This is a genomic window from Alteromonas sp. KUL49, assembly GCF_006538345.1.
Taxonomy (GTDB): Bacteria; Pseudomonadota; Gammaproteobacteria; order Enterobacterales; family Alteromonadaceae; genus Alteromonas.
In genome coordinates this window covers 218,016-241,410 of the sequence record NZ_BJKL01000005.1, presented here as the reverse complement: position 1 = coordinate 241,410, position 23,395 = coordinate 218,016, and the positions used below count along the sequence as shown (strand labels likewise).

The 23,395-nt window shown below is 45.0% G+C and carries 21 protein-coding genes and 2 pseudogenes; 4 read left to right on the top strand and 19 right to left on the bottom strand.

The window, feature by feature from the left end:
- Positions 1-54: 54 nt before the first annotated feature.
- From ispG to iscR, 14 genes and pseudogenes are all read right to left on the bottom strand, one after another.
- A pseudogene (ispG, locus tag EYS00_RS10870) lies at positions 55-1,175 on the bottom strand (flavodoxin-dependent (E)-4-hydroxy-3-methylbut-2-enyl-diphosphate synthase).
- Positions 1,175-2,203 carry a RodZ domain-containing protein gene (locus EYS00_RS10865; protein ID WP_242618732.1) on the bottom strand — a complete coding sequence of 343 codons (1,029 nt, stop codon included), beginning with the start codon at positions 2,201-2,203 and terminating at the stop codon, positions 1,175-1,177. Before EYS00_RS10865 ends, ispG begins: the two are co-directional and overlap by 1 nt.
- A gap of 13 nt (positions 2,204-2,216) precedes the next feature.
- Positions 2,217-3,221 (bottom strand): type IV pilus biogenesis/stability protein PilW, encoded by a 1,005-nt coding sequence (gene pilW / locus EYS00_RS10860; protein WP_130636567.1) that lies wholly within the window; start codon positions 3,219-3,221, stop codon positions 2,217-2,219.
- Positions 3,222-3,246: 25 nt separating this feature from the next.
- Positions 3,247-4,365 carry a bifunctional tRNA (adenosine(37)-C2)-methyltransferase TrmG/ribosomal RNA large subunit methyltransferase RlmN gene (locus EYS00_RS10855; protein WP_130636566.1) on the bottom strand — a complete coding sequence of 373 codons (1,119 nt, stop codon included), beginning with the start codon at positions 4,363-4,365 and terminating at the stop codon, positions 3,247-3,249.
- Positions 4,366-4,666: 301 nt separating this feature from the next.
- Complete coding sequence (gene ndk / locus EYS00_RS10850; RefSeq protein WP_130636565.1) at positions 4,667-5,098, bottom strand: nucleoside-diphosphate kinase; 432 nt, start codon at positions 5,096-5,098, stop codon at positions 4,667-4,669.
- 349 nt (positions 5,099-5,447) lie between these two features.
- Complete coding sequence (locus EYS00_RS10845; RefSeq protein ID WP_130636564.1) at positions 5,448-5,858, bottom strand: SufE family protein; 411 nt, start codon at positions 5,856-5,858, stop codon at positions 5,448-5,450.
- Between the two features lie 55 nt (positions 5,859-5,913).
- Positions 5,914-6,447, bottom strand: coding sequence for a putative Fe-S cluster assembly protein SufT (gene sufT / locus EYS00_RS10840; RefSeq protein WP_130636563.1), 534 nt, complete (start codon positions 6,445-6,447; stop codon positions 5,914-5,916).
- Between the two features lie 28 nt (positions 6,448-6,475).
- Complete coding sequence (locus EYS00_RS10835) at positions 6,476-6,832, bottom strand: iron-sulfur cluster assembly accessory protein (RefSeq protein ID WP_130636562.1); 357 nt, start codon at positions 6,830-6,832, stop codon at positions 6,476-6,478.
- 9 nt (positions 6,833-6,841) lie between these two features.
- Positions 6,842-8,059 carry an aminotransferase class V-fold PLP-dependent enzyme gene (locus EYS00_RS10830; RefSeq protein ID WP_130636561.1) on the bottom strand — a complete coding sequence of 406 codons (1,218 nt, stop codon included), beginning with the start codon at positions 8,057-8,059 and terminating at the stop codon, positions 6,842-6,844.
- Complete coding sequence (sufD, locus tag EYS00_RS10825) at positions 8,056-9,315, bottom strand: Fe-S cluster assembly protein SufD (RefSeq protein ID WP_130636560.1); 1,260 nt, start codon at positions 9,313-9,315, stop codon at positions 8,056-8,058. The genes EYS00_RS10830 and sufD overlap by 4 nt, the downstream gene beginning before the upstream one ends.
- Positions 9,312-10,073 carry a Fe-S cluster assembly ATPase SufC gene (gene sufC / locus EYS00_RS10820; protein ID WP_130636559.1) on the bottom strand — a complete coding sequence of 254 codons (762 nt, stop codon included), beginning with the start codon at positions 10,071-10,073 and terminating at the stop codon, positions 9,312-9,314. Before sufC ends, sufD begins: the two co-directional genes overlap by 4 nt.
- 3 nt (positions 10,074-10,076) lie before the next feature.
- Positions 10,077-11,513, bottom strand: a complete 1,437-nt coding sequence (gene sufB / locus EYS00_RS10815) for a Fe-S cluster assembly protein SufB (protein ID WP_130636558.1) — start codon at positions 11,511-11,513, stop codon at positions 10,077-10,079.
- 220 nt (positions 11,514-11,733) lie between these two features.
- The gene (locus EYS00_RS10810) at positions 11,734-12,891 is read right to left on the bottom strand and encodes an IscS subfamily cysteine desulfurase (RefSeq protein WP_130636677.1); all 1,158 of its coding nucleotides are present in this window, start codon (positions 12,889-12,891) and stop codon (positions 11,734-11,736) included.
- A gap of 14 nt (positions 12,892-12,905) precedes the next feature.
- The gene (gene iscR / locus EYS00_RS10805; RefSeq protein WP_130636557.1) at positions 12,906-13,391 is read right to left on the bottom strand and encodes a Fe-S cluster assembly transcriptional regulator IscR; all 486 of its coding nucleotides are present in this window, start codon (positions 13,389-13,391) and stop codon (positions 12,906-12,908) included.
- Between the two features lie 322 nt (positions 13,392-13,713).
- Between iscR and EYS00_RS10800 the strand changes: the two genes are divergently transcribed.
- On the top strand, positions 13,714-15,900 hold the full coding sequence (locus tag EYS00_RS10800) for a bifunctional diguanylate cyclase/phosphodiesterase (protein WP_165399362.1): 2,187 nt from the start codon (positions 13,714-13,716) through the stop codon (positions 15,898-15,900).
- Between the two features lie 7 nt (positions 15,901-15,907).
- The gene (locus EYS00_RS10795; RefSeq protein WP_373995565.1) at positions 15,908-16,138 is read left to right on the top strand and encodes an EAL domain-containing protein; all 231 of its coding nucleotides are present in this window, start codon (positions 15,908-15,910) and stop codon (positions 16,136-16,138) included.
- Here EYS00_RS10795 and cysE read toward each other — a convergent pair.
- Entirely contained in the window at positions 16,135-16,962 is an 828-nt protein-coding gene (gene cysE, locus EYS00_RS10790) for a serine O-acetyltransferase (protein WP_165399360.1), read from the bottom strand. The two genes, EYS00_RS10795 and cysE, sit on opposite strands and share 4 nt — an antisense overlap.
- Positions 16,963-16,968: 6 nt before the next feature.
- Positions 16,969-17,698: pseudogene (gene trmJ / locus EYS00_RS10785) on the bottom strand (tRNA (cytosine(32)/uridine(32)-2'-O)-methyltransferase TrmJ).
- Between the two features lie 253 nt (positions 17,699-17,951).
- Between trmJ and suhB the strand changes: the two are divergent.
- The gene (gene suhB, locus EYS00_RS10780; RefSeq protein WP_130636554.1) at positions 17,952-18,728 is read left to right on the top strand and encodes an inositol-1-monophosphatase; all 777 of its coding nucleotides are present in this window, start codon (positions 17,952-17,954) and stop codon (positions 18,726-18,728) included.
- An 81-nt stretch (positions 18,729-18,809) separates the two neighbouring features.
- Here the strand turns inward: suhB and EYS00_RS10775 are convergent, their stop codons facing one another.
- The gene (locus EYS00_RS10775) at positions 18,810-20,030 is read right to left on the bottom strand and encodes an acyltransferase family protein (RefSeq protein WP_130636553.1); all 1,221 of its coding nucleotides are present in this window, start codon (positions 20,028-20,030) and stop codon (positions 18,810-18,812) included.
- A 94-nt stretch (positions 20,031-20,124) separates the two neighbouring features.
- On the opposite strand from EYS00_RS10775, the gene EYS00_RS10770 reads away from it, so the two are divergent.
- Positions 20,125-21,015 carry a LytTR family DNA-binding domain-containing protein gene (locus EYS00_RS10770; protein ID WP_130636552.1) on the top strand — a complete coding sequence of 297 codons (891 nt, stop codon included), beginning with the start codon at positions 20,125-20,127 and terminating at the stop codon, positions 21,013-21,015.
- Between the two features lie 47 nt (positions 21,016-21,062).
- On the opposite strand, the gene EYS00_RS10765 is transcribed toward EYS00_RS10770, so the two are convergent.
- On the bottom strand, positions 21,063-22,124 hold the full coding sequence (locus tag EYS00_RS10765) for an acyl-CoA desaturase (RefSeq protein WP_130636551.1): 1,062 nt from the start codon (positions 22,122-22,124) through the stop codon (positions 21,063-21,065).
- The gene (locus EYS00_RS10760) at positions 22,121-23,152 is read right to left on the bottom strand and encodes a flavin reductase family protein (protein ID WP_165399359.1); all 1,032 of its coding nucleotides are present in this window, start codon (positions 23,150-23,152) and stop codon (positions 22,121-22,123) included. The genes EYS00_RS10765 and EYS00_RS10760 overlap by 4 nt, the downstream gene beginning before the upstream one ends.
- Between the last annotated feature and the right edge of the window lie 243 nt (positions 23,153-23,395).

The following is a 23,395-nucleotide window of genomic DNA, read 5'->3' as shown; positions in this document are numbered from 1 at the left end:
TATAGTGAAAAGCCCCGCATTATAGGGGCTTTAGTGATAAACAACAATGCTCGCTTAAGCGTCTTTCAACGCTACGTCGATTTTATTCGCTGAATCCATACGTGCAGCCTTTGCACGTATTTTGGCTTCTAAGCGGTCAACAAGGTCATCATTCGCCAGGCGCTCTCTTTGCCTTTGACCATCCTCGTAAAAGCCACTCATATTGCGGGCACCAGTGAGGCCTAAATCAGAGACTTCTGCTTCTCCCGGCCCGTTCACAACACAGCCGATAATTGATACATCCATGGGCGTAAGAATGTCTTCTACTCGTTGCTCTAATGCATTCACCGTACCAATCACATCGAATTCTTGGCGTGAACAACTGGGACATGCGATGAAGTTAATCCCTCGTGACCGAATTCGCAGCGACTTGAGAATATCAAAGCCAACTTTGATTTCTTCAACTGGGTCAGCGGCCAAAGACACACGAAGTGTATCGCCTATCCCTTCAGAGAGTAACATGCCCAGACCAACTGCACTTTTCACAGCTCCAGCTCGTTGACCACCAGCTTCGGTGATCCCTAAATGCAGTGGCTGATCAATTTTATCCGCCAACAATCGATAGGCCCCGACTGCCAAAAATACATCAGAGGCTTTCACACTTACTTTGAATTGGTCGAAGTTTAGTTTGTCTAGAATGTCTACATGTCGCATTGCAGACTCTACTAGCGCTTCTGGAGTGGGTTCACCGTATTTCTCTTGTAAGTCTTTTTCTAAAGAGCCACCGTTTACGCCAATACGAATGGGAATATTTTTGCTTTTGCGCAGTCAACAACTGACCTAACTCGATCCATGTTACCTATGTTTCCGGGGTTGATGCGCAAACAATCCACACCATACTCGGCAACTTTTAACGCGATGCGATAATCAAAATGAATATCGGCTACCAGAGGCACAGAAACCTGCTGTTTAATTAACTTGAAAGCTTCGGCCGCTTCCATCGTTGGAACAGAAACACGAACAATTTCACCACCTACACCCACGATTCGATTGATTTGATCTACCGTGGCTTCAACATCTGTGGTTTGGGTGTTAGTCATAGACTGAACCGCGATGGGGGCGCCATCGCCAATAGGTACATTTCCTACATTAATACGCGTAGACTTTCTACGCTTAATAGGGCTTTCTGAAAACATTAATTTACCTGTCTAGGGAGCGTAAAGCGCGCTGTGCGACCATTGTTATAGCCCGACATATCAACAGCGTCGCCGTTTACCGTAATAGCTACATTATCCGGTGCACCAAGGGTAACTTCAACAGGTGGGACTCCTGCTATCGACATTACGCGACCAGATTGTTTTACACCGTAAGCGATATCTTCGCCAGTGGCGTCCTTAACGTTAACCCAGCAATCTTCACCAAAAGTGAACACCATCAGAATGGGCTCGGGTAAATCAGATTGTGAATCAGTAAGTTGTACTGCTTCTTCTGCCCCTTCAAGGAGGGGGTCAACAACGTCGCTAATATCTGCTGACGTTGGCTCGTTGATGTCAGGGGGCGTATCACTGTTAATTTGAGTAGTTAACTCAGGTTGTTCTATGCTTGCACCTTGCTCCACGTCAGCGTCTTGTGACGAAGACCCTGTCGGTACTGACTCTTCTGCGGGTGTCGGCTGAATCAATATTGGCGCGTCTGTTGAGGTCGCCTCCGCGGTGAACTCTTCGGTATCATTGGCTTGCTCAGTTGCTGGCTCGGCCACAGGAGTAGCTTCAACGTCTGACGCTGCGGGCGTGGCGTCATTGGGTTGCTGGTACCACCATACTACTACCCCTGCTATCAACAAGGCCAATATGCCGTAGGTCACCATCATCCACCGGTCATCGTGATTTTGTTTGGCAACTCTGCGCGAAAAGCTTTGTAACTTTGCCTCCGGCTCTTGAGCCTTGTGAATTTGCTCGAATGCACTAATAACAACGCTGGTATCAACGCCGAGCAGTCGAGAGTAATTTTTAACATAACCTTTTACGAACGTAATAGAGGAGGCGTTTTCTAGCTTATCCGACTCAATAGAATCAACTTGACTGACATTGAGAAACAACTTAGATGCAACTTGCTCCTTACTTAGCCCCTGCTTTTCGCGGGCGTCTTTGAGCATTTTCCCTGGGCTTGGTAGCTGAGACTCAACTGGCGATTCTTGCTTTTCTGTCGCTTGTTGTTCTGACACTGTCAAATTCCTATTACTGCTGGCGCTCAGGCGGGACTAACCAAAGCTTCATTCCAGCAACGATTGCGCTCGCATTATCTAACTGATTCCACGACTGTAACGTTGCTAGTTTAATATTATGCATAAGTGAAATACGATAAAGGTTTTCACCTGCTTTTACTATATGAAATTCATCACTTGATGAGGATAATGCACTGTTTTGACTCATAGAAACAGTAGGAGTTTCAGGTTGAGTATCACTTAACTGGTTATAGGTGCTAAGGTTGCTTTGGTAGCGCTCTGCAAAAGGGCTCTTTGGGTAGTCTCTGACGAGTGCTTCCCCGTATTCTTTTGCAGCTTCCCAATCACCCTGCCCTTTAGCGATATCAAAGCTCATCCACAAAATATCAGGGGACACTGGTGCTACGCGTCTGTATTTTGCAAGCATGGTCTCAGCTAGCGCCCATTGTTCCGTCAATATATAAAGTTCTGTAATCAAAAAGAGGGATTTTGCGCGTGTTGGCTGATGATTCAACGCATTGTTTAAATAACTAATAGCGTCTTCAATTTCGCCTTGGCCCTGTGCGCACAATCCAAGATTTTCATAGGTTTGCGCCGAATTCGCATACTGTCTTATGTTCACTGCACGTAAGAAATACGATTTTGCTTTTTCGTAATCTCCTACTTGGCACATGAACGCACCGTAACTGTTAGCGATGTCACCGTTATCGGGAGCGAGCTCTAAAGCTTTACTATAATAGCTATTCGCACGTTCTCGCTCACCAACTATCTGATAATAATAGGCTAACGCATAGTTTACGTCTGCAGAGTTAGGCGCATACTCATAGGCTTGGTCGAGATTCTTCTTTGCTTGTGTGTAATTACCATTTTTCAGATAAGTAAGACCGAGAGACACTCGAGTTTTAGCCGCTTGAGCTTCGTCAAAACTCCCGTTGTACCCCTGTGTATCTGTGTTGCTAGCACAACCCGCTAACGTTATAACGATGAATGCCACACACACTCTCAATCCATTTAGCATAATCTGCAACCTGATAATTAAATGATTATTGAGCCATTTTTACCGAAATTTCCTCGCCCTTCATCTGTTTTTTCAACATTCTTTTCGTTCTGTCAACCACGTCTCCGACCAATTGACCACATGCAGCATCGATATCATCACCACGGGTTTTACGCACAACCGTAGTAAACCCGTACTCCATAAGTACTTTAGAAAAACGATCGATACGAGAATTACTTGAACACGTGTATGGCGAACCTGGGTAAGGATTAAATGGAATTAAGTTAATTTTGCTCGGTGTGTCTTTGAGTACTTTGGCTAATTGATGCGCTTGCTCTGTACTGTCATTAATGTGAGAGAGCATGACATATTCTACAGTCACTCTGCCTTGGTTAGCGCGAGATTTTTCAAGATAGCGTCTCACTCCTGCGAGGAAAGTCTCGATATTGTATTTCTTATTGATAGGAACGATTTCGTTGCGCAGTTCGTCCGTAGGAGCATGCAACGATATTGCAAGGGCAACATCAATTTGGTCTCCCAACATATCTAATGCAGGGACAACACCCGACGTACTTAACGTTACACGACGTTTAGACAACCCAAAGCCAAAATCATCGAGCATGATGTCCATTGCAGGAACGACGTTTTTCAAATTCAACAGCGGCTCGCCCATTCCCATCATTACCACATTAGTAATAGGGCGCTTTGATGAGTCTTTAGACAATCCAAGGAAAGTAGCCACGCGCCATACCTGCCCGATAATTTCACTTACGCTCAAGTTACGGTTAAAACCTTGTTGCGCTGTAGAGCAGAACGTACATTCAAGGGCACAGCCTACTTGCGAAGATACACACAAGGTTGCGCGATCGGTTTCCGGGATCCACACCGACTCTACTTCTTGCCCACCTTCTAATGATAGGGCGAATTTGATGGTGCCATCACTGGCTTCTTGATAATAGGCAATTTCTGGGGCTTTGATTTCACAGTTTTCGATAAGCTTAGCGCGCAGATTCTTGTTCAGATTGCTCATCTGTTCAAAATCACTTTCGCCGTGCTGATAGATCCATTTCATTAACTGATCAGCACGAAACGGCTTCTCGCCCATTTCCTTAAAGAAATTGCGCAAGCCCTCGCGATTTAAATTTAACAAGTTTGTCTTTGCCATAAAGCTAACGACCCTATTACCAATCCAACGTGTCATTACACACTGGTAAAACTATTCTGGACAATGCTCAACATCCAACTCTGCCTGAGTGCAATTAATATGCTCGGATGTAGAAGCGGATAAACGACGGCAAATAAATCTTATGACACTGATTTACACAGACCGTTCAAAAATTGCGCGGATTTTAACACATTCCCCTACGTTGAAGAAACGTGTTGTAGCGCTGAATGTATGGGATTTAATACGACACATACAAAAAACGAGGCCGAAGCCTCGTTTTTAGCGATTCGGTCTCTAGCGATTAACGCGTACGAGGACAAATCTCTTCGTCAGAGAAGAAGTACGCGATTTCACGAGCCGCTGACTCAGGAGCGTCAGAACCGTGAACAGCATTTTCGTCGATAGACTCAGCGTAGTCAGAACGTAGTGTGCCCGCAGCAGCTTCTGCTGGGTTAGTCGCACCCATGATTTCACGGTTTTTAACTACAGCGTTCTCGCCTTCTAGTACCTGAACCATTACTGGGCCAGATGTCATGAAGTCTACCAATGCGCCAAAGAAAGGACGCTCTTTGTGTTCTGCGTAGAAACCTTCAGCTTGCTCTTTGCTCATGTGAAGCATTTTAGAAGCAACGATGCGAAGACCTGCACTTTCAAAACGGTTGTAAACAGCACCGATTACGTTTTTAGCAACCGCATCAGGCTTGATAATCGAAAACGTACGCTCAAGAGCCATAGTTTCTCTCCAATAAAAAGTCTTAGTAATTTTTGGCCGCGAATTATAGGCAATAATTCACGGGTTTGCTAGCGATGATTTCAATCATGCAAAGCGCACTACTACACGCGATAAATATTACAGTTTAATGACAGTGTTGATGTAATGGCAAAAATCACTATTCAAGGCTGAAATACACGAGGAGTGGATGTAGGACATATACCTTCCACAGCACGGATTCGGCAAGAGTGAATCTTTGAGTATTGAGGGTTGCTCCTCAAACCTTCCACCGCATGGATGCGGTGGCAGAGCGCACATGGAAGTGTTCACAGCGTGTTTGAGGAGCCACCCTCAATACACACCAACCGCATCAAGCGTGCTGGCGCGCAAGTTCTTGAATTTTGCCTACGATGGCGCGAAGGCCGTTGCCTCGTGTGGGTGTGATGTGATTTTCTAAGTCGAGCGTTTGAAAATAACCATCGATATCAAAGTCTAGAATAGCTTTTGGTGTTTTCTTATTAAAAGCAGCAAGCACAAGTGCCAACAGGCCTTGAACAATAACTGCGTCGCTATCAACATCAAAAGAAATGATGTTGTTGTCGTATGACTCAATGAGCCACACATTGCTCTGGCAACCTTTGACGATGCGGTCATCGGTACGCTGCGCTTCAGAAAGGCCAGGAATAGATTTACCGAGGTCAATGATATATTGATAGCGCTGTTCCCAGTCATCAAAGAAAGCTAGATCATCAATAATATCTTCAGTGCTTGGTAAATCCATGGGTTGTCCTATGTATTGCGGTGTTTTACACCTAAAAAATTGCTAGTGAGTTCTACTAGAAAAATAAGCCAGCTTCAAGCTGAGCTTCTTCACTCATCATTTCGCGAGACCAAGGCGGATCAAAGACAAGGTCGACCGTTACCTTTTCAACATTCGGGACCATCCCCAATCGGTATTCAACATCCCCCACGAGGACAGGTCCCATTCCGCAGCCTGGTGCTGTTAGCGTCATCTGTACCGTGACAATTTGAGTCTCTTGGTTAATATCAACCTTGTAGATAAGCCCCAATGATACCAAGTTGATCGGAATCTCAGGGTCAAATACGGTTTCTAACGCATCCCAAACTTGCTGTTCGCTAATTTGTCCGTCTTCTGGGCTGGGAAAATCCAACACCAATGACTTACGACCAATGGCATCAGCATCAGTACCGTCAATACGGTACATGTTACCTCGCCACGTAATGGTAAAATTACCCCCTAAGTCTTGGGTGATAGTGACAAATTCGCCTTCAGGGATAGTTGCAGGATTGCCTGCGGGAACGAGACGCGCGTTACATGCGCGCTCAGTTACGACCATTTTTTGCTTCATGCGTGTCTATTCGTTATCTCGTAAAAAGTTAGCCAACATTGAAGCTTTCGCCACAACCACATTCGTCAACAACGTTTGGGTTGTGATACTTAATCACACCATTAATGCCTTCTTTGACATAATCGATTTCAGTGTTTCGGATAATATCCGCTGCATCTGCCGCTACAGCCACGGATAAAGCATCAGAGACCGCAATGATCTCATCGCCCTCCTGCGCGCTATCAGCGAAATCAAGTACGTAAGCATAGCCAGTACAACCACTAACTTTGGTTGATAAACGGATAAGCTGCTCAGGCTTGTCTTTCAATTTGCTCTCGAAGTGCGCTATGGCGCTGTCGGTAAGCGAGATGAGCTGTGTATTTGGAACAAAGGTTTCTACACTCATGATGCCTCCTTATGCCAACATCATTTTTGCTTTTTTAAGGGCAGCAAATAAGCTGTCCACTTCTTCAAAGGTATTGTATATGGAAAACGACGCACGGGCAGTACCCGGGATCCCTAATCGCTTCATTAACGGTTGTGCGCAGCTATCTCCTGTACGAATAGCAACCCCTTGCTTATCGAGGATAAACCCTACATCAGCGGGATGAGCACCATCTAACAAAAAACTCAATACACCCACTTTATCAGGTGCCGTGCCGATAATAGTGAGTCCGTCAAAGGCATTCGCTTTTTCCGTAGCATAATCTAAAAGCGCTTTTTCATGAGCTTGCAGTGCTGGTATGTCTTGCGCCATAAACCATTCTACCGCTGCGCCCATACCAATAGCACCGGCAATATTCGGCGTACCGGCTTCAAGGCGATTAGGAAGCTGTCCCCAGGTTGCTTCTTGATAAGAAACATCCTTAATCATTTCTCCGCCTACTTGCCACACCGGCCATGTTTCAAGTACTGACTTTCGTCCCCACAGAGCTCCAATCCCGGTTGGCCCAAATAGCTTGTGACCTGAAAATACGTAAAAGTCACAACCAATGGCTTGAACGTCTACACCACCGTGGGCGATACCTTGCGCACCATCAACTAAAACCAAAGCGCCTACCGCTTTGGCTTTTTCAGTCAGAAGCTTAATGGGATTTACTGTACCTAAGGCGTTTGACACATGGGGAAATGCGACTAGCTTTGTGTTTGCACTGAGCGCTTTGTCGAAAGCGTCGATATCAAGTTCACCACTGTCGAATACAGGAACAATCTTAAGGGTAGCCCCAGCTTTAAGACAAGCTTGTTGCCAAGTTACTAAGTTAGCGTGGTGCTCAAGTTCAGTAGCAACCACTTCGTCACCCGGATTTAGCTGTTGTGCTAGTCCGTTTGCAACAATGTTTATAGACTCAGTGGTACCACTGGTCCATATCACTTCATCTTTGCTACTTGCGTTAATGAACTTGGTTACCGTGTCACGAGCATTCTCGTAGCGGCGAGTCGCTTCGTCGGAAAGATGGTGAGCACCTCTGTGCACGTTGGCATTAGTACCCGTGTAGAAATCCATCAAAGCGTCAATAACCGCCTGTGGTTTTTGCGTAGTTGCCGCATTATCTAAATATACCAATGGCTTATCACCAAGGGTTTTCGACAAAATCGGGAACTGGGCGCGAAGAGCCGCTACATCAAAACTCATTTCACCTCCATCTGACGGAAGCGCTCACTGAGCACAGGAAGCAACCACGTTTTAATGGCTTCGTTAGGTACGTCGTTGATCAGCTCCTGAATGAAACCAAAGTTCAGCATGACTAGTGCTTTACTGCGTGATACACCACGAGTGAGTAAGTAGTACAGCGCTTCTTCTTCGATCTCCGCTACCGTAGCACCGTGAGCACACTTAACATCATCAGCATAAATTTCTAATTCAGGCTTGGTGTTTATAACGCCACGACGTGAAAGCAATAAATTGCGGTTATTGAGCTCAGCCAGCGTTTTCTGTGCGTCACGATGAATATGTATACGGCCGTTAAATACAGCGCGAGCTTTATCACCAACAATACCACGCGCGTTTTCTTCAGTAGTACCGTTAGGCATGGCGTGTTCAATAGTTGAGTGCAAGTCGAACAACTCGCCTTCTGCCAACAGATAAATCGCATTCATTTTTGCATCGGCAAACTCACCAGCGTGATGAATATCAACATCTAATCGAGATAGTTCACTACCATAACCCACCACTGTGCTATTCAGCGTAGAGCGATTGTGCAGTTTAAAGTGGCTGCCACCCAACTGCTTGGCATTACCAGTCACCATAGCAAAACGATAGTGTTCTAAATGCGCATCATCAGCAATGTGGTATTCCGCAAAAGCAGTAGTTAGGCTATCCACACTACCCACACCCTGTTCAATAATTACCGCACTTGCGTTTGGTTGAACATTGACGAGTACGCGGGTGTGCGCGTCTACGTTTTGCGTAGCGATATTGATAATGCGAACCGGCTTTTCGACCTTTGTGTCGGTGCTAACATCGATATAGACACCTTGAGTCGAAAGTGCATCGTTAACTCGTCCGAACAAATGACGCACGGGTTTTACACTGCCGAACATACCAGTGATAGACGCTTGTGCCGCGGTATCAGAGGTACTTAACGAAGTAATTGTCATACCCTCAGGCACGTCAATAGTTGAAAGTTCTGTAGCGAGCACGCCATCGACAAACACTAAATCAATAGCATCTAAGTTGTCGATTGCAGGTATTTCGGCATTCGTTGCGGTAGTTGCCGCTACTGCTGCTCTCTTTTCAATAGGAGTAAGCGGTGTGAAGCGCCAGCTTTCGTTTCTGCGTGCCGGCCAACCTTCATTTTTTAAATCTGCGAGTGCAGCCTGACGAGCAGGCGCGAGGAAGTCGTTAACGTCCGATGCAGAGTCAATGACTTCATTTAGCCATTGGCTCATGCTTCTTCCCCTTCATATTCTTTGCCAAGAAATGCATAACCGTTCTTTTCAACTTCCAGTGCAAGTGAAGCGTCGCCACTTTTCACGATTTTACCGTCAGCAAGAATGTGAACAAAATCAGGTTTGATGTAATCAAGAAGACGCTGATAGTGAGTCACCACGATAAAGCTACGTTCGCTGCTACGCTGGCTGTTTACACCATCAGCAACCACTTGAAGTGCGTCTACGTCTAGGCCCGAGTCTGATTCGTCGAGAATACAAAGCTTTGGCTCTAGCAAAATCATTTGCATAATTTCGTTGCGCTTTTTCTCACCACCAGAAAAGCCTTCGTTAACACCGCGCTTTAGGAAATCTAGCGGCAACTGCACTTGCTTACATGCTGCTTTGGCCTTCTTTAGGAACTCAGCGGCAGTCAAAGGTTCTTCGCCACGCTCTTCGCGCATTGCGTTGACTGACTCTTTCATGAATTCCATGTTACTTACACCAGGGATTTCTACTGGGTATTGGAATGCTAAGAACAAACCTTCGCGAGCACGTTCTTCAACTTCTAAATCAAGCAGGTCTTTGCCATTAAGCGTAGCTTCGCCTTCGCTGACTTCGTAACCATCACGACCAGATAGCACGTAGCCTAAGGTACTTTTACCAGCACCGTTTGGCCCCATAATCGCGTGTACTTCTCCGGGTTTGATGTCTAGGTTCAGCCCTTTGATGATATTCTTTTCTTCTACACTGGCATGTAAATTCTTGATACTAAGCATTGATTACCCCACTGAACCTTCAAGACTAATTTCGAGCAGTTTGCCGGCTTCTACGGCAAATTCCATTGGTAGCTCTTTGAATACTTCTTTACAGAAACCGTTCACGATCATAGAGACCGACTTTTCTGTATCTAAACCCCGTTGCTGACACAAGAACAACTGTTCGTCGCTCACTTTTGATGTAGTGGCTTCGTGTTCAACAATGGCGGTTGGATTACGACTTTCAATGTACGGGAATGTGTGTGCACCGCACTTGTCGCCAATCAATAATGAATCACATTCGGTAAAGTTACGTGCGCCGTCTGCACGAGGTCCCATTTGAACCAAGCCGCGATAAGCGTTGTTACTTTTACCCGCAGATATACCTTTAGAGATGATGGTTGAGCGGGTATTTTTACCCACGTGGATCATCTTTGTGCCCGTGTCAGCTTGTTGCATTCCACGAGTTAGCGCCACTGAGTAGAACTCACCTACACTATTGTCGCCTTTCAATACGCAGCTTGGGTATTTCCAAGTTACTGCTGAACCTGTCTCGACTTGGGTCCATGAAATCTTCGCATTGGTATGACATACACCGCGCTTGGTCACAAAGTTGTAGATACCACCTTTGCCGTTTTCATCACCCGGATACCAGTTTTGTACCGTTGAATACTTGATAGTGGCATCGTCCATAGCAACGAGCTCAACCACCGCAGCGTGAAGTTGGTTCTCGTCGCGCTGTGGCGCGGTACAACCTTCAAGGTAACTCACATAACTGCCTTCATCGGCAACAATCAAAGTACGCTCAAACTGCCCTGTGTTCATTTCGTTAATACGGAAATAAGTCGAAAGCTCCATTGGGCAACGCGTACCTTTTGGAATGTAGACGAACGAACCATCGGTGAATACGGCACTGTTGAGCGCTGCAAAATAGTTGTCAGTGCGCGGAACCACAGAGCCAATGTATTTTTTAACTAAGTCAGGGAATCTTTTCAGTGCTTCAGAAATCGGGCAAAAGATAACCCCTGCTTCTTCAAGTTTTTCGCGGAAAGTCGTAACCACTGAAACTGAGTCAAATACGGCATCGACGGCAACGCCCGCTAGCATCTCCTGTTCGTGCAAAGGAATACCAAGTTTTTCATACGTACGCAGGAGTTCAGGATCAACTTCGTCAAGTGACTTTGGTTTGTCCTTCATACTCTTTGGCGCAGAATAATAAGAGATTGCTTGATAATCGATTTTGGGATAATCAACATGTGCCCAATCCGGCTCTTCCATTTCTAGCCACGAATGATAGGCCTTTAGACGCCATTCAAGCATCCACTCCGGTTCGTCCTTCATTGCAGAAATACGACGAATAACTGATTCGTCCAAGCCGTTTTCAAACGTTTCCGATTCGATTTCAGAATAGAAACCCGCGTCGTATTTTCGTTCTAGCGCCTGTTCGATCTGTTCACTCATGTTGTGATCTCACTATTTTGCCTGCCTACATTACACCCTACTAACTTTCGGTCTTGTTAGTGAAAAATACGCCAACAACGAGCTAATACGGTCGCTAGGCGAGGATGTAACCTCATTTTCGGGTGGCGTATTATATAATACCTGAGTAAATCACTCAAATATTGAACCACCCTATTAAATAATTTTTTAGCTTAACAACGCGCTAATCTAGATAACGCGATTACGCAGCCACACTCCGCAGCCCCGAAACGACGTCAACAACCTTGTTAACCACATACTTCACTTCGTCGAGTGTCGTATAGCGCCCTATGCTAAATCGAATCCCTGCATGGGCTAACGCATCTGAGCGACCTAGCGCTTTGAGTACGTATGAAGGCTCCAAGCTTGCTGATGTGCAGGCCGAGCCTGATGACACCGCAATGTCGTTTAATCCCATTAGCAAGCTCTCGCCGTCAACACCACCGAAGCTAACGTTGAGAATCCCCTCAATTCGTTGCTCTTCATGGCCATTCAAATAGATATCATCGAGCACTGATAAGCCCGACCACAGTGCAACTCTCAACGCCTTAATTCGGGAGACGTCTGATTGCATCACTTCGTTAGCTTTTGCCATGGCCTCACCTAGCCCAACAATTTGATGAGTTGGTAGTGTACCCGAACGCATACCTCTTTCATGCCCGCCGCCGTGAACCTGTGCTACTAGGTTAATCTTCGGTCTACGTCTGACATAAAGCGCACCAATACCCTTGGGACCATAAAACTTATGGGCTGACATAGAGAGCAGATCTACCGGCAGTTCCTGTGTATCAATGGGCAATTTGCCAGCACTTTGTGCAGCATCCACATGAAATAATACGTTCTTCGCCCGGCAAAGTTCGCCAATAGCGTTGATATCTTGCTTTACACCTGTCTCGTTATTGACATGCATCACAGAGACTAAAATGGTGTCATCGCAAATTGCTTGCTCTAAGCTGGCAAGATCTACAAGACCTGAACTATCTACAGATAAATAGGTAACTTTAGCGCCTTTTGAGGCGAGGTAAGCGCAGGTGTCTAGCGTTGCTTTGTGCTCTGTCACCACGGTAATTATGTGGCTACCTTTAGCCTTGTAACCTTCAAACACGCCCTTTAACGCAAGATTGATGGACTCGGTGGCGCCTGAGGTAAATACTATTTCTCTGGGGTCTGCGTTAATACCATCGGCCACTTGACTACGAGCGATATCAACGGCTTCCTCTGCCATCCAGCCAAAGCGAGAGCTGCGAGAAGCTGGATTACCAAAATTGCCGTCTAATGTAAGGCATTCGGCCATTTTTGTGGCTACTGATTCATCCACAGGTGTGCCCGCGGCGTAATCCAGAAAAATTGGAGTTTTAATCGACATGTGGAAGCTTACAATTGAACGCTAACTTTGATGTCGTCAACTGCGTGACGAAGTGAGACTAATTTATCTTGTCGACCCGCGACCTCTTTGACGTCATTCTTCGCCATCAGCTCACCCAGTGTGATTGATTCCAAGAATAAACTAATGCGGTCGCTTAGGTCTTGCCACAGGCTGTGCGTAAGGCATCTATCACCGCCTTGACAGTCCGCCTGCCCCTGGCATCTGGTTGCGTCTACGGTCTCATCAACCGCCTTAATGACTGCGCCAATCGATATTTCTGCAGCGTCTTTTCCCAATAGATAACCACCACCAGGTCCACGTACGCTATCTACCAATTGTTCTTTGCGTAACTTAGAAAACAACTGCTCTAGATACGATAGGGAAATCTCTTGTCTCTCGGAAATTTCAGCAAGTGGAACAGGACCACGAGCCGAGTGGAGTGCGACATCTAGCATTGCAGTGACGGCGTAGCGACCTTTTGAGGTGAGTTTCATATTTGTAACCACAGAGCAGCGAAAACTGGGGAAATTTTCACATACCTGACTAAATTGGTCAAGTAAAAGACCATATACTTTACTCAAGTATTATGAAACGTAGTATCTCCCGCTGATATTCGAAACCACGGCCCTCCTGACATTGATATTCATCAATACTGTACAATTATCACGCAATTAAAAATTGAATAGATGTTATTCAAAGGTTATCCTGTTCAAATAATAGACTAATTATGTAGCGACTAAATAAAACACATATGCTATGAGCGCTCTTCTCCACGTTACAATAAGCTCGGCGAGGCTTTATCTCATCGGAATTGGTATGTCCATTTTTTGTATGGCGCTCATTACCGGTGTTGCGTTATGGGGTAATCATTCTCAAGCTCAACTTGTGGAAAAGCTCTACAAACACCCCTTTACTGTTTCAAGTCATGTATTAGAAGCTCAGACTCATTTAGAGTCCATGCATAGGTTTATGCGTGAAGTTACGCTAGCCACTGACGATACAGCGTTAGGAGATGCTGCGGCTAAAGTCGGTCTGCACGAGCGCGCGGTTTTGCACCATCTCGAAATGGCAAAGTCTGAATTTTTAGGCGACAAGAAAGAATTCCAAGACCTCATTGATCGAATAGTCGCATGGCGAGATTTGTGGTCTGAAGTCGTAAGATTAACCCGAGAAGCTAAACGACAAGAGGCTTCAGAGTTGATACGCAACGAAGGTGAACAATACGATTTGCTTCTCAATAACCAAATGGAAGATTTAGTTTCATTTGCTCGTCTTAAAGCCGTTGAATTTCTCAATCAAAGCCGAAATCAAACATCACGATATCAAACACTACAGGCCACTATTCTGGCGGTTGTGCTATTAACAATTATTGTGGCTCTCACGTTCACCTACAAACTCATCCACCATTCAGAAAAGAACCTAAAGGAAAGTGAGTACAGGTATCGGTCCATTTATCAAAATGTACCTCTTTCCATTTGGGATGAGGATTACTCCGTCGTATTTTCGAAACTTCAACAATTAAGAGAAAATGGTATAAAAGACCTTCAGGCTTATTTTGACGACTATCCAGACGTTCCTCTGCAATTAGCCAACGAAGTTGTCATTAACAAGGTCAATGAAACTGCCCTCACTACTTTTGCCGCTAATTCAGAGGCGGAGTTAATTTCGTCAATTTCGAAAACCTTCGGTGACGGCGCGTTGGAAGTGTTTATAGATTCCATGAAGGCAATTTGGAACAACAAACCGCTATTTATCTCCAAAGCTAACTTTGTCGCACTGGATGGTCGAAAGATAAAAGGGCAAATTTCTATCCCACTACCGAGAACACTGGGAGAATCCTATTTTGTACCGGTAGTTATCGAGGATGTGACAAAGGTCGAAGCTTATGAAAATGAATTAAAACATTTGGCGCAATTTGACCCACTCACTCAATTACCTAACCGCGTGCTGTTTGCTGATCGATTGAGACAAGCCATCGCCATGGTTAACCGGTCAGGTTCTCCGCTAGCCCTGGCATATATAGACTTAGACGGATTTAAAGCGGTAAACGATACTTACGGACATAACGTTGGAGACGTTTTACTTCTATCAGTAGCAAATAGAATGAAAGCTACATTGCGAGAAGTAGATGCGGTAGCAAGAATAGGCGGTGATGAATTTGTCGCCATTATTAATGACATAAAATCCAAAGCGTCATTGGATATCATGCTCAGTCGTTTACTTCACGAAATTGCTAACCCTTTTGAGATTGGTGGAGTCAGTATTACCATATCAGTCAGTATTGGCGTCACTATGTACCGACAAAATGAACAAACTGATTGCGATCAGCTCGAACGCCAAGCAGACCAAGCAATGTACGAGGCAAAACTCGCAGGAAGAAACACCTACCGATTTTTCGATCCAAAACACGACAATATCATTTCACGGAAATTCAAGCTCATTTCCGAAGTAGAAATCGGATTGCAGCGAAACCAGTTCATGCTGTTTTTTCAGCCCAAGCTTCACTTAAAAACAGGCAAAATTGTTGGCGCAGAAGCATTGATACGCTGGCAACATCCCACCGATGGTTTACTGTCGCCGGGCTATTTTATACCTCAAATAGAAAACGACAGTATCAGTATAAAATTGGGGGAATGGGTTATCGAATCGGCATTACAACAACTGGAGTTATGGTGTGATGAGGGAGTGAGAATTCCGATCAGCGTGAACATAGGCGCACTTCAGCTCCAAGACAAACACTTTGTTCCTCGATTATCAGAGACTATTGCAAAGCACCCGACGGTACCTCCTGAACTGCTTGAGCTGGAGATTCTAGAGGCAAAATCTATTGCCAACTTTGAGCAAACCGCAGACACGGTTAAGCAGGGCCTTGCGTTAGGTATAACCTTCTCCTTGGATGATTTTGGGTCTGGCTATTCCTCACTGGTATATCTGAAAAAACCTCCCAGTGACTACATTGAAAATAGACCAAGAGTTTATACGAACCATTCTTACCAACAATGATGACGAGATGGTTTTAAAAGGCGTTTTGGGACTCGCAAAAAACTTCCAGAAAGGCACACTAGCAGAGGGTGTAGAAACACTTGAGCACGTCGAATTACTACTGAAGTTGGGCTGTGAATACGGGCAAGGCTACGCTATTTCAAAACCGTTAGAGAGCAAAGCATTTATGGAGTGGATGGCGAACTGGCAACCCTCGCCATCTTGGTATTTAGACAATTCACAAAAACACGTCAGTTAAATCGCAGGGTCAAAAGAATCGTGAGCTTCTTTGCGTTGCTGAGCAGGTGTTAACTCCAAGCCAGTATCGGCAAAATCCTCTACCGTTATGTTGTGCATATTGTCTGTGCAAACATCACCACCCAGTGATTTGATTACACGACACATCTCTTCTACTTTTGCATCCATTTGATGCATGTGTTCAAGCATTATTCCCATCGCGCTCGCGACCGGGTCAGGATTATCAGGTGCCACAGCATAGGCATCGAAGCCGTATTTTTGTGCAATTTTCTTATGGGTCGGGTCGGTATCATTTAACTGTTCTGTTTTTGTAATAATGATTCGACCAGGAATACCTACAGCGGTGGCACCCGCTGGAATATCTTTAACCACTACAGAATTTGACCCAACTTTGGCTCCCTCACCAATGGTAATAGGACCAAGCACTTTTGCGCCAGCGCCTACCACTGCACCTTTTTCTAACGTTGGATGACGCTTACCCGCTTTCCAGCTCGTTCCCCCTAATGTTACACCGTGATAAAGCGTAACATCATCACCGATTTCAGCGGTCTCACCAATAACCACGCCCATACCATGATCGATAAAAACACGATGACCGAGGGTCGCACCTGGATGGATCTCGATACCGGTAAGCCAGCGACTAAAAGTAGACAGTGTGCGGGCTAACCATTTCCAATTAGCATTCCACAGCCTGTGGCTAACGCGATGTAGCCACACCGCGTGCAAGCCTGGGTAGTTTGTTAACACTTCAAAAGTGTTACGCGCCGCAGGGTCACGGTGAAATACACCTTGGATATCGTCTTTTAATCGCGCCAGCACAGCCATTTTCGCCTAGTCTTCCTTGTCGGTTCTTACCGACTTATCAATTGACGACAAAATACCGCGCAAAAATATTTAACTCGCGTGATTCTGGGCGGGCACGGTTGAACAAGCGACGTAATTTAGTCATCACCATCCCAGGATGATTCTTCACTATAAAGTTTGTCTTTTGTAATGTAGATTCAAGATGATTATAGAAGCGTTCCAAATCGTCATTCAATGGGTACTCATTTTCCAGCTCTGGGTAGGCATCTTTACTCAAATATGCCATGCGAATTTCGTAACACAGCGTTTGCACAGCAGCAGCCAAGTTTAGGGAGCTGTACTCTGGATTCGCAGGAATGCACATATGAAAATGGCACTGCTGAAGTTCCTCGTTAGTCAGTCCGCTGTTCTCTCGTCCAAAGACTAGCGCAACTGGATACTTTTCAACTTCTTGAACTAACTTTTCACCGCACTCACGAGGCCCAAGCATTGGCCAGGAGTGAGTCCTAGACCGTGCCGATGTACCGACGACTAACCCGCAATCTGAAACCGCTTCTTCCAGCGTTTTTACTATTTTAGCGTTAGCAAGTACATCACCAGCGCCCGCAGCAAGTGCACTCGCTTGACCATCAGGCTCATGAACAGGATCAACTAAATATAAACTACTCAGCCCCATAGTCTTCATCGCACGAGCGGCAGAGCCTATGTTTCCAGTATGTGACGTGTTCACTAATATAATGCGGATATTTTCTAGCATGCGCTTACCCAATTGCTTCGGTACAACCTAAAATCAGGGCGCGAGTTTATCACAATAGCTGTCTAGATGGCTAATTCTGAGGTTCGAACATTTCTTGCACAATTACCCTCAGGTTTTCATTTGCATCCTTATAGACTTCTGTTAGAATCCGCGCCGTTTTTGAACTACCTCTGCACGGCTTGCGATTGAAGTGAGTTGAACTAGTATGTTGTCAGGGTAGATTCTTTGGTCTTTTACAATTGGTGGAATATCTATGCATCCTATGCTGAATATTGCTGTGCGTGCTGCGCGCGTGGCTGGAACAATTATTGTTCGTGGATTTGAAAAGCGCGATGATTTTAAGAAAGAATCTAAAGGCGCAAATGACTACGTTACGCAAATCGACAAAGAAGCCGAACAAGCTATTATTCATAAAATTCAGCAATCTTATCCAGACCATTGCTTTTTGGGCGAAGAGTCAGGCGAAACTGCAGGTAAAGATACCGATTTTCAGTGGATTATCGATCCGCTTGACGGAACCACCAATTTTGTAAAAGGCATTCCTCACTTTGCCGTCTCCATTGCACTGCTGCACAAAGGTAGATTAGACCAAGCTGTCGTTTTCGACCCCATCCGAGGTGAACTATTTACAGCGAGCCGTGGACAAGGTGCGCAGCTTAACGGCTACCGTATCAGAGCAACTAAGCCACGCGACCTGTCAGAAACCATTCTTGCAACCGCACTTCCTTTTAAGAACAAAGGTCAGTTTGGCGAGTATGCTCTTAGCCTAAACAAGATATTCCACGAGTGTGGTGACATTCGTCGCGGTGGTAGTGCAGCACTTGATCTTGCCTATGTTGCAGCAGGTCGTCACGATGGTTACTGGGAACGTGGTATCAAAGCATGGGATATCGCTGCTGGTGAACTACTTGTTCGTGAATCTGGTGGCCTAGTCACTGACTTTAAAGGCGGCAACGACCCCCTCTACAAAGGCGAAATTGTTGCAGGTAGCGTAAAAGTCATACAGGGACTAGTTAAGCACCTCAAGTAACAGACTTATTTCCACTGTATCGCAAAAGCGCTAACGAATTTATTCGATATACCGCCCCCTATGTGGGGGCGGGCTTCAACATCATGCTCGCTTGGGCTTGTCGGAATTAAATATCCCAAAGCACCACCTAACATAAGGCACATGTTTAGCTATTTGGTATGCCAATGAGCAACCAAGTAAGGTCAATGCCACTAAAAGTACAAACTCTACAACAATAGGCAACGCTAGCTGACTAAGCATATAAGCGAAAACAACGATAAGTGTTTGATGTATGATGTAATAACAGTAAATACCTTTATTAAGCTTTTGAATAAGCTCATTGGGTTGGTTCAAATACCGTTTTCCATATCCCAAGATGGCACCTAGCCAAGCCCAATGGTTAGCCACAACGATAATCCCAACAAATACTCGAAACGCGTAAGACTGCGTCATCCAGTCTCCCACTGGCCCTAAATAATCGTGCCTGTCCAATATAATCAATCCATAACAAAATATGGCCACACACAAATACCACTGGCGATATTGGGTCACTTTAGCCCAGAGATCACTACTAAGCATGATCACTGCTCCAACCAACATGACGACTCCGTATTTTGCATGGCTGTACCAATCATTAAGTAAATCGTGAGTGGTGGGAAATAGCTGCCTTAAATTCAACCAGACGACTAGCGTAATCACAATAACAGTGAGATTAAATAGCCAAAATTTACTCAACGCTGGAGGCATTGCATTTGCTGCTGTGTTGAGCAAAGGAAGCATCAATAAAAGAACAACGGAATACACTAATAGATAAGGTAAAAACCACAAGTGGTTCCACGTGAGTAATCCAATGACAGACTGCTTTTCTGCCAACCAATGACTATTCGGGTTAATGTAGTTGCGATAAAACTCGCCAAATGAAGCGTCAATAGTGCCGTTCGCAGTCCATTCGATATACACTTGGGGCGACACGATCACATACATACCAAAGACAAGAGGTAGAAACAGTCGAAAGACTCGACTTCCGATAAGACGGTATTGTGCGTTGAATACAGAGCCGTGTTTCAACATCTTGGTATAAGTCGCCACAAGAACCATAGATGAGATAAGAAACAACAATGACATTCGCCATTGATTGGACAAAATCATAATATCTTGAAGCCACGCAAACTGAGTGGGACTTTTAATATGCCACCCCCACTCCAACACGTAATACATGCCAATGTGGTAAAAAATGAGTACGCCAAACGCGATAACGCGCAGGGCATCTAGCGCGTAATATCTCGACCATTCCTGAGATTCATTTTTTTCTTGAGTCATCATTCCATCTCCTTAACAATGCTTGTTAGCATTAGGCGATAAGACAATGCATTTTTTTAGCTATCAGTGATGTAACTAGTCGAAAAAGGGGTATGCGGTGGGTGAAAGGGACGAGCGGTTTAGCCAATTAATCAGAGATTCAGAGCGCTATCATCGCTTTATTGTACTCGGCGTAGTCACGCTTTACTTATTCATCAATAATACGATTAATGCCGCGTCAACGTGGACAGAGCACTCCCGTCACTCAGACAATACCACCCAGCTTTGGGAACCCTACTTGTGGGAATATTCCAGTGCAGTAGGTACCTTAATTCTGATTTTCCCAGTGATATTTTTTGTCAAAAAGCTGAGTGGTACTGCGCCCAAAATTTGGCTTTTGGGACACTTTGTTATCGCAACCCTGTTTTCGCTTGCTCATGTGGGGATTATGGTGGCAATAAGAGAGGTTACCTATTTTGGGGTATCCCGAGACTATAATTTCGGGCCTATCATCAGCGAGCTGTTTTATGAATACAGAAAAGACGTATGGGGTTACGTTACGCTTATCTCACTTTACTATCTTTTATCTTTTGCCTACCGGAGACTCACGGGGGAGGCATCACCGGTAGTTTATGACCAAGTACCGAATGACCCAAACCAATCACCCACACTCCCCGAAAATCTACTGGTAAAAAAACTCAATCGGGAGTTTCTGGTAAAAATGAGCGATGTCCACTGGGTTGAATCGTCGGGAAATTATATCAACCTGCATACACAGAGTGCCGTATACCCGCTCCGCTATACTATGAAAGCATTTGAGTCTTCAGCGTCAGAGTACGGATTTGTGAGAGTTCACCGCTCTTATGCGGTAAAGAGCGGTGAAATAGACAACATTCAATACCAAGACAGCGGCGACGGTGAAGTTACGCTAAAAAGTGGCACTAGGTTAGCAGTGTCTCGCCGCTATAAAGAGCAGTTTAAAGCTAAACTATCCACGGTTGCCCAGTAACGTACCTTCATCCAATGACCACTCGCCTCTATTCAATGATGTGATACTTATGGGAACGAATACCTCAAGATCCGTTTAACCACTGAACCATATTGGGCAAGAAAACTTCCAGTATTGTAGTGTATACCGTGTTCTTTGAAGATCCGCTGCACATGTGGAGCGATTTCTCTGTACCTTCTGGCGGGCAAATCAGGAAACAAATGGTGTTCAATTTGATAGCTCAAATGCCCCGAAAGCACATGAAACCAATTGCGCCCCTTAATATTTGATGAGCCCAGTGCTTGACGATAATACCACTGGCCTCTGGATTCATTGATGCATTCTTCTTGGGTAAAAGTTTGTGCATCACCGGTAAAGTGGCCACAAAAGATAATCGTTGATGTCCACAAATTTCGAATCAAGTTAGCTAGAAGATTACCAACTAAGACCCACAAGAACATTGGGCCGGCGAGTAATGGAAATAGAACATAGTCTTTGAGTATCTGACGAGCACCTTTGCTAAAAAAACGCGTCTTTAACTCAGCGTGAGTCACTTGAGAGTTACGATTGTCCTTCTTTTTTCCGAAAAACACTCGTTCAGCGGCCAACTCATGATAGGCAATGCCCCATTGAAAAAGCACTGATAGAACGATATAGGTACCAAACTGCCATAGGTTCTTTACTCGCCATCCAAAATCCCGCGATAACCTCAGAAGGCCATAGCCATAATCTCGGTCTTTCCCAACAATGTTAGTGTAGGTGTGGTGCTCGTAATTGTGTACGCGGTTCCAACTTTTACCATCACATGCGATATCCCACTCGTATGAGCGCGAGTTAATAAATTTGTCATTCATCCAATCATATTGGCCGTGCATCACATTGTGACCGATTTCCATATTGTCGATTATCTTACCGAGTGCGAGAAACAACACCCCAACAGCCCACAATATTGGTGTAACGAAGCCAAGCAGTAATAGCACGCGCCCACCCCACTCAAACGCTCTTTGCATAACAATCACTTTACGGATGTACCGCGCATCTTCTTGGCCAATCTTGGCATTGACGTGTTCTCGCACACCATCCAGCTGCTCAGCAAGCTTGTCATAATCTACCTTTGATGGTGCCTTCATACTTCTAACTCCAAATCCGAGACGACTTGAGATACGCACAATTGAATAAGCTGTTGAGTATTTGACGACAAGTTGCCGCTGCGAATATCTCTTACCACGCCACTTTTCTTAACACACTGACATTGATGGCAGATCCCCATACCACACCCATAAGTCACTGACTCACCTTTTGCAGTCAACTGAGATAACAGCGTTTCTTGACTATTCAAAACAAACTGTTTGTTATTCCAGCTCACACTGTGGTTGGTACTTTCACCCTTGAACGATGCAGTTAACACAGAGAAGTGTTCGGCAGATATATGACGCTTGTGCTTTTGACACCATGCTTGAGCTTCGATATACATTGAAGATGGGCCACACACCATAACCACTTCTGCATCATGCTTACTGAGCTGTTCAGATAAATTTGTCTGTGGTCCACGGGTGACAATATCCACTGAAAAATTCGGCCGTTGCTGCATTAACGTGGCGAGTTGGTTGACTCCTAAGTGTTCACCCGATTTCGCGTAGTAAATCAGATGTACTTGTTGAGAAAAATCAGTATCGAGGATTGATAAAAAAGGGGTAATACCTGATCCACCAGCAACCATCACAATGGGCTTAGTTGTTTCGGGAAGCGTAAACTCTCCAAACGCCTGAGAAAGGTTGAGCCAGTCATCAGCCTTTAAATCACTTAGCAGCGGCGTAAAAGCGCCTTGTTCATACTGCTTAATGATAAGCGTAATAATGCCTTGCTTTTCCCATTGCTGAATGCCTGAGGCGATGGTGAACGTCCTACTCAATAAACGGCCATTATGCTCTATCGTCAGCACAACATGTTGCCCCGGTACAAACCCCTTCCATCGATTGTCAGGTTTGATGACCAGACGAATGACGCCAGGCAATATTGCGCTATTAGAAATCACTTTCCCCCGATGGAATCCATGACGCCAAGCGGTCGAAAAGACTTGAACCAACGGTTCCCAATACCCCTGCCAAGAAGCATGATGAAAGATCCGTTCAAAAAAATACGTAAAAACACTCTTCAAAATAGTCACCCAAAATTCAGCTTACAAATGTACGCCCAATCAGCGCACAAGTGTAAGCTGAAGTTTTTAAAATGCAAGAAAAACTATCTTAATGAAGGGAAAGCGTCGCTATTTTTATACTGGAACGCAAAACAAAAAAATTGAGAACAGTAGTCTTTGGTGGGAATTAAGTATTTATCAATCGCAATAAATTCGTTTTTTTAGATTAATAGCATCGATATTTGCAAATTTAAGTCTTGGGGA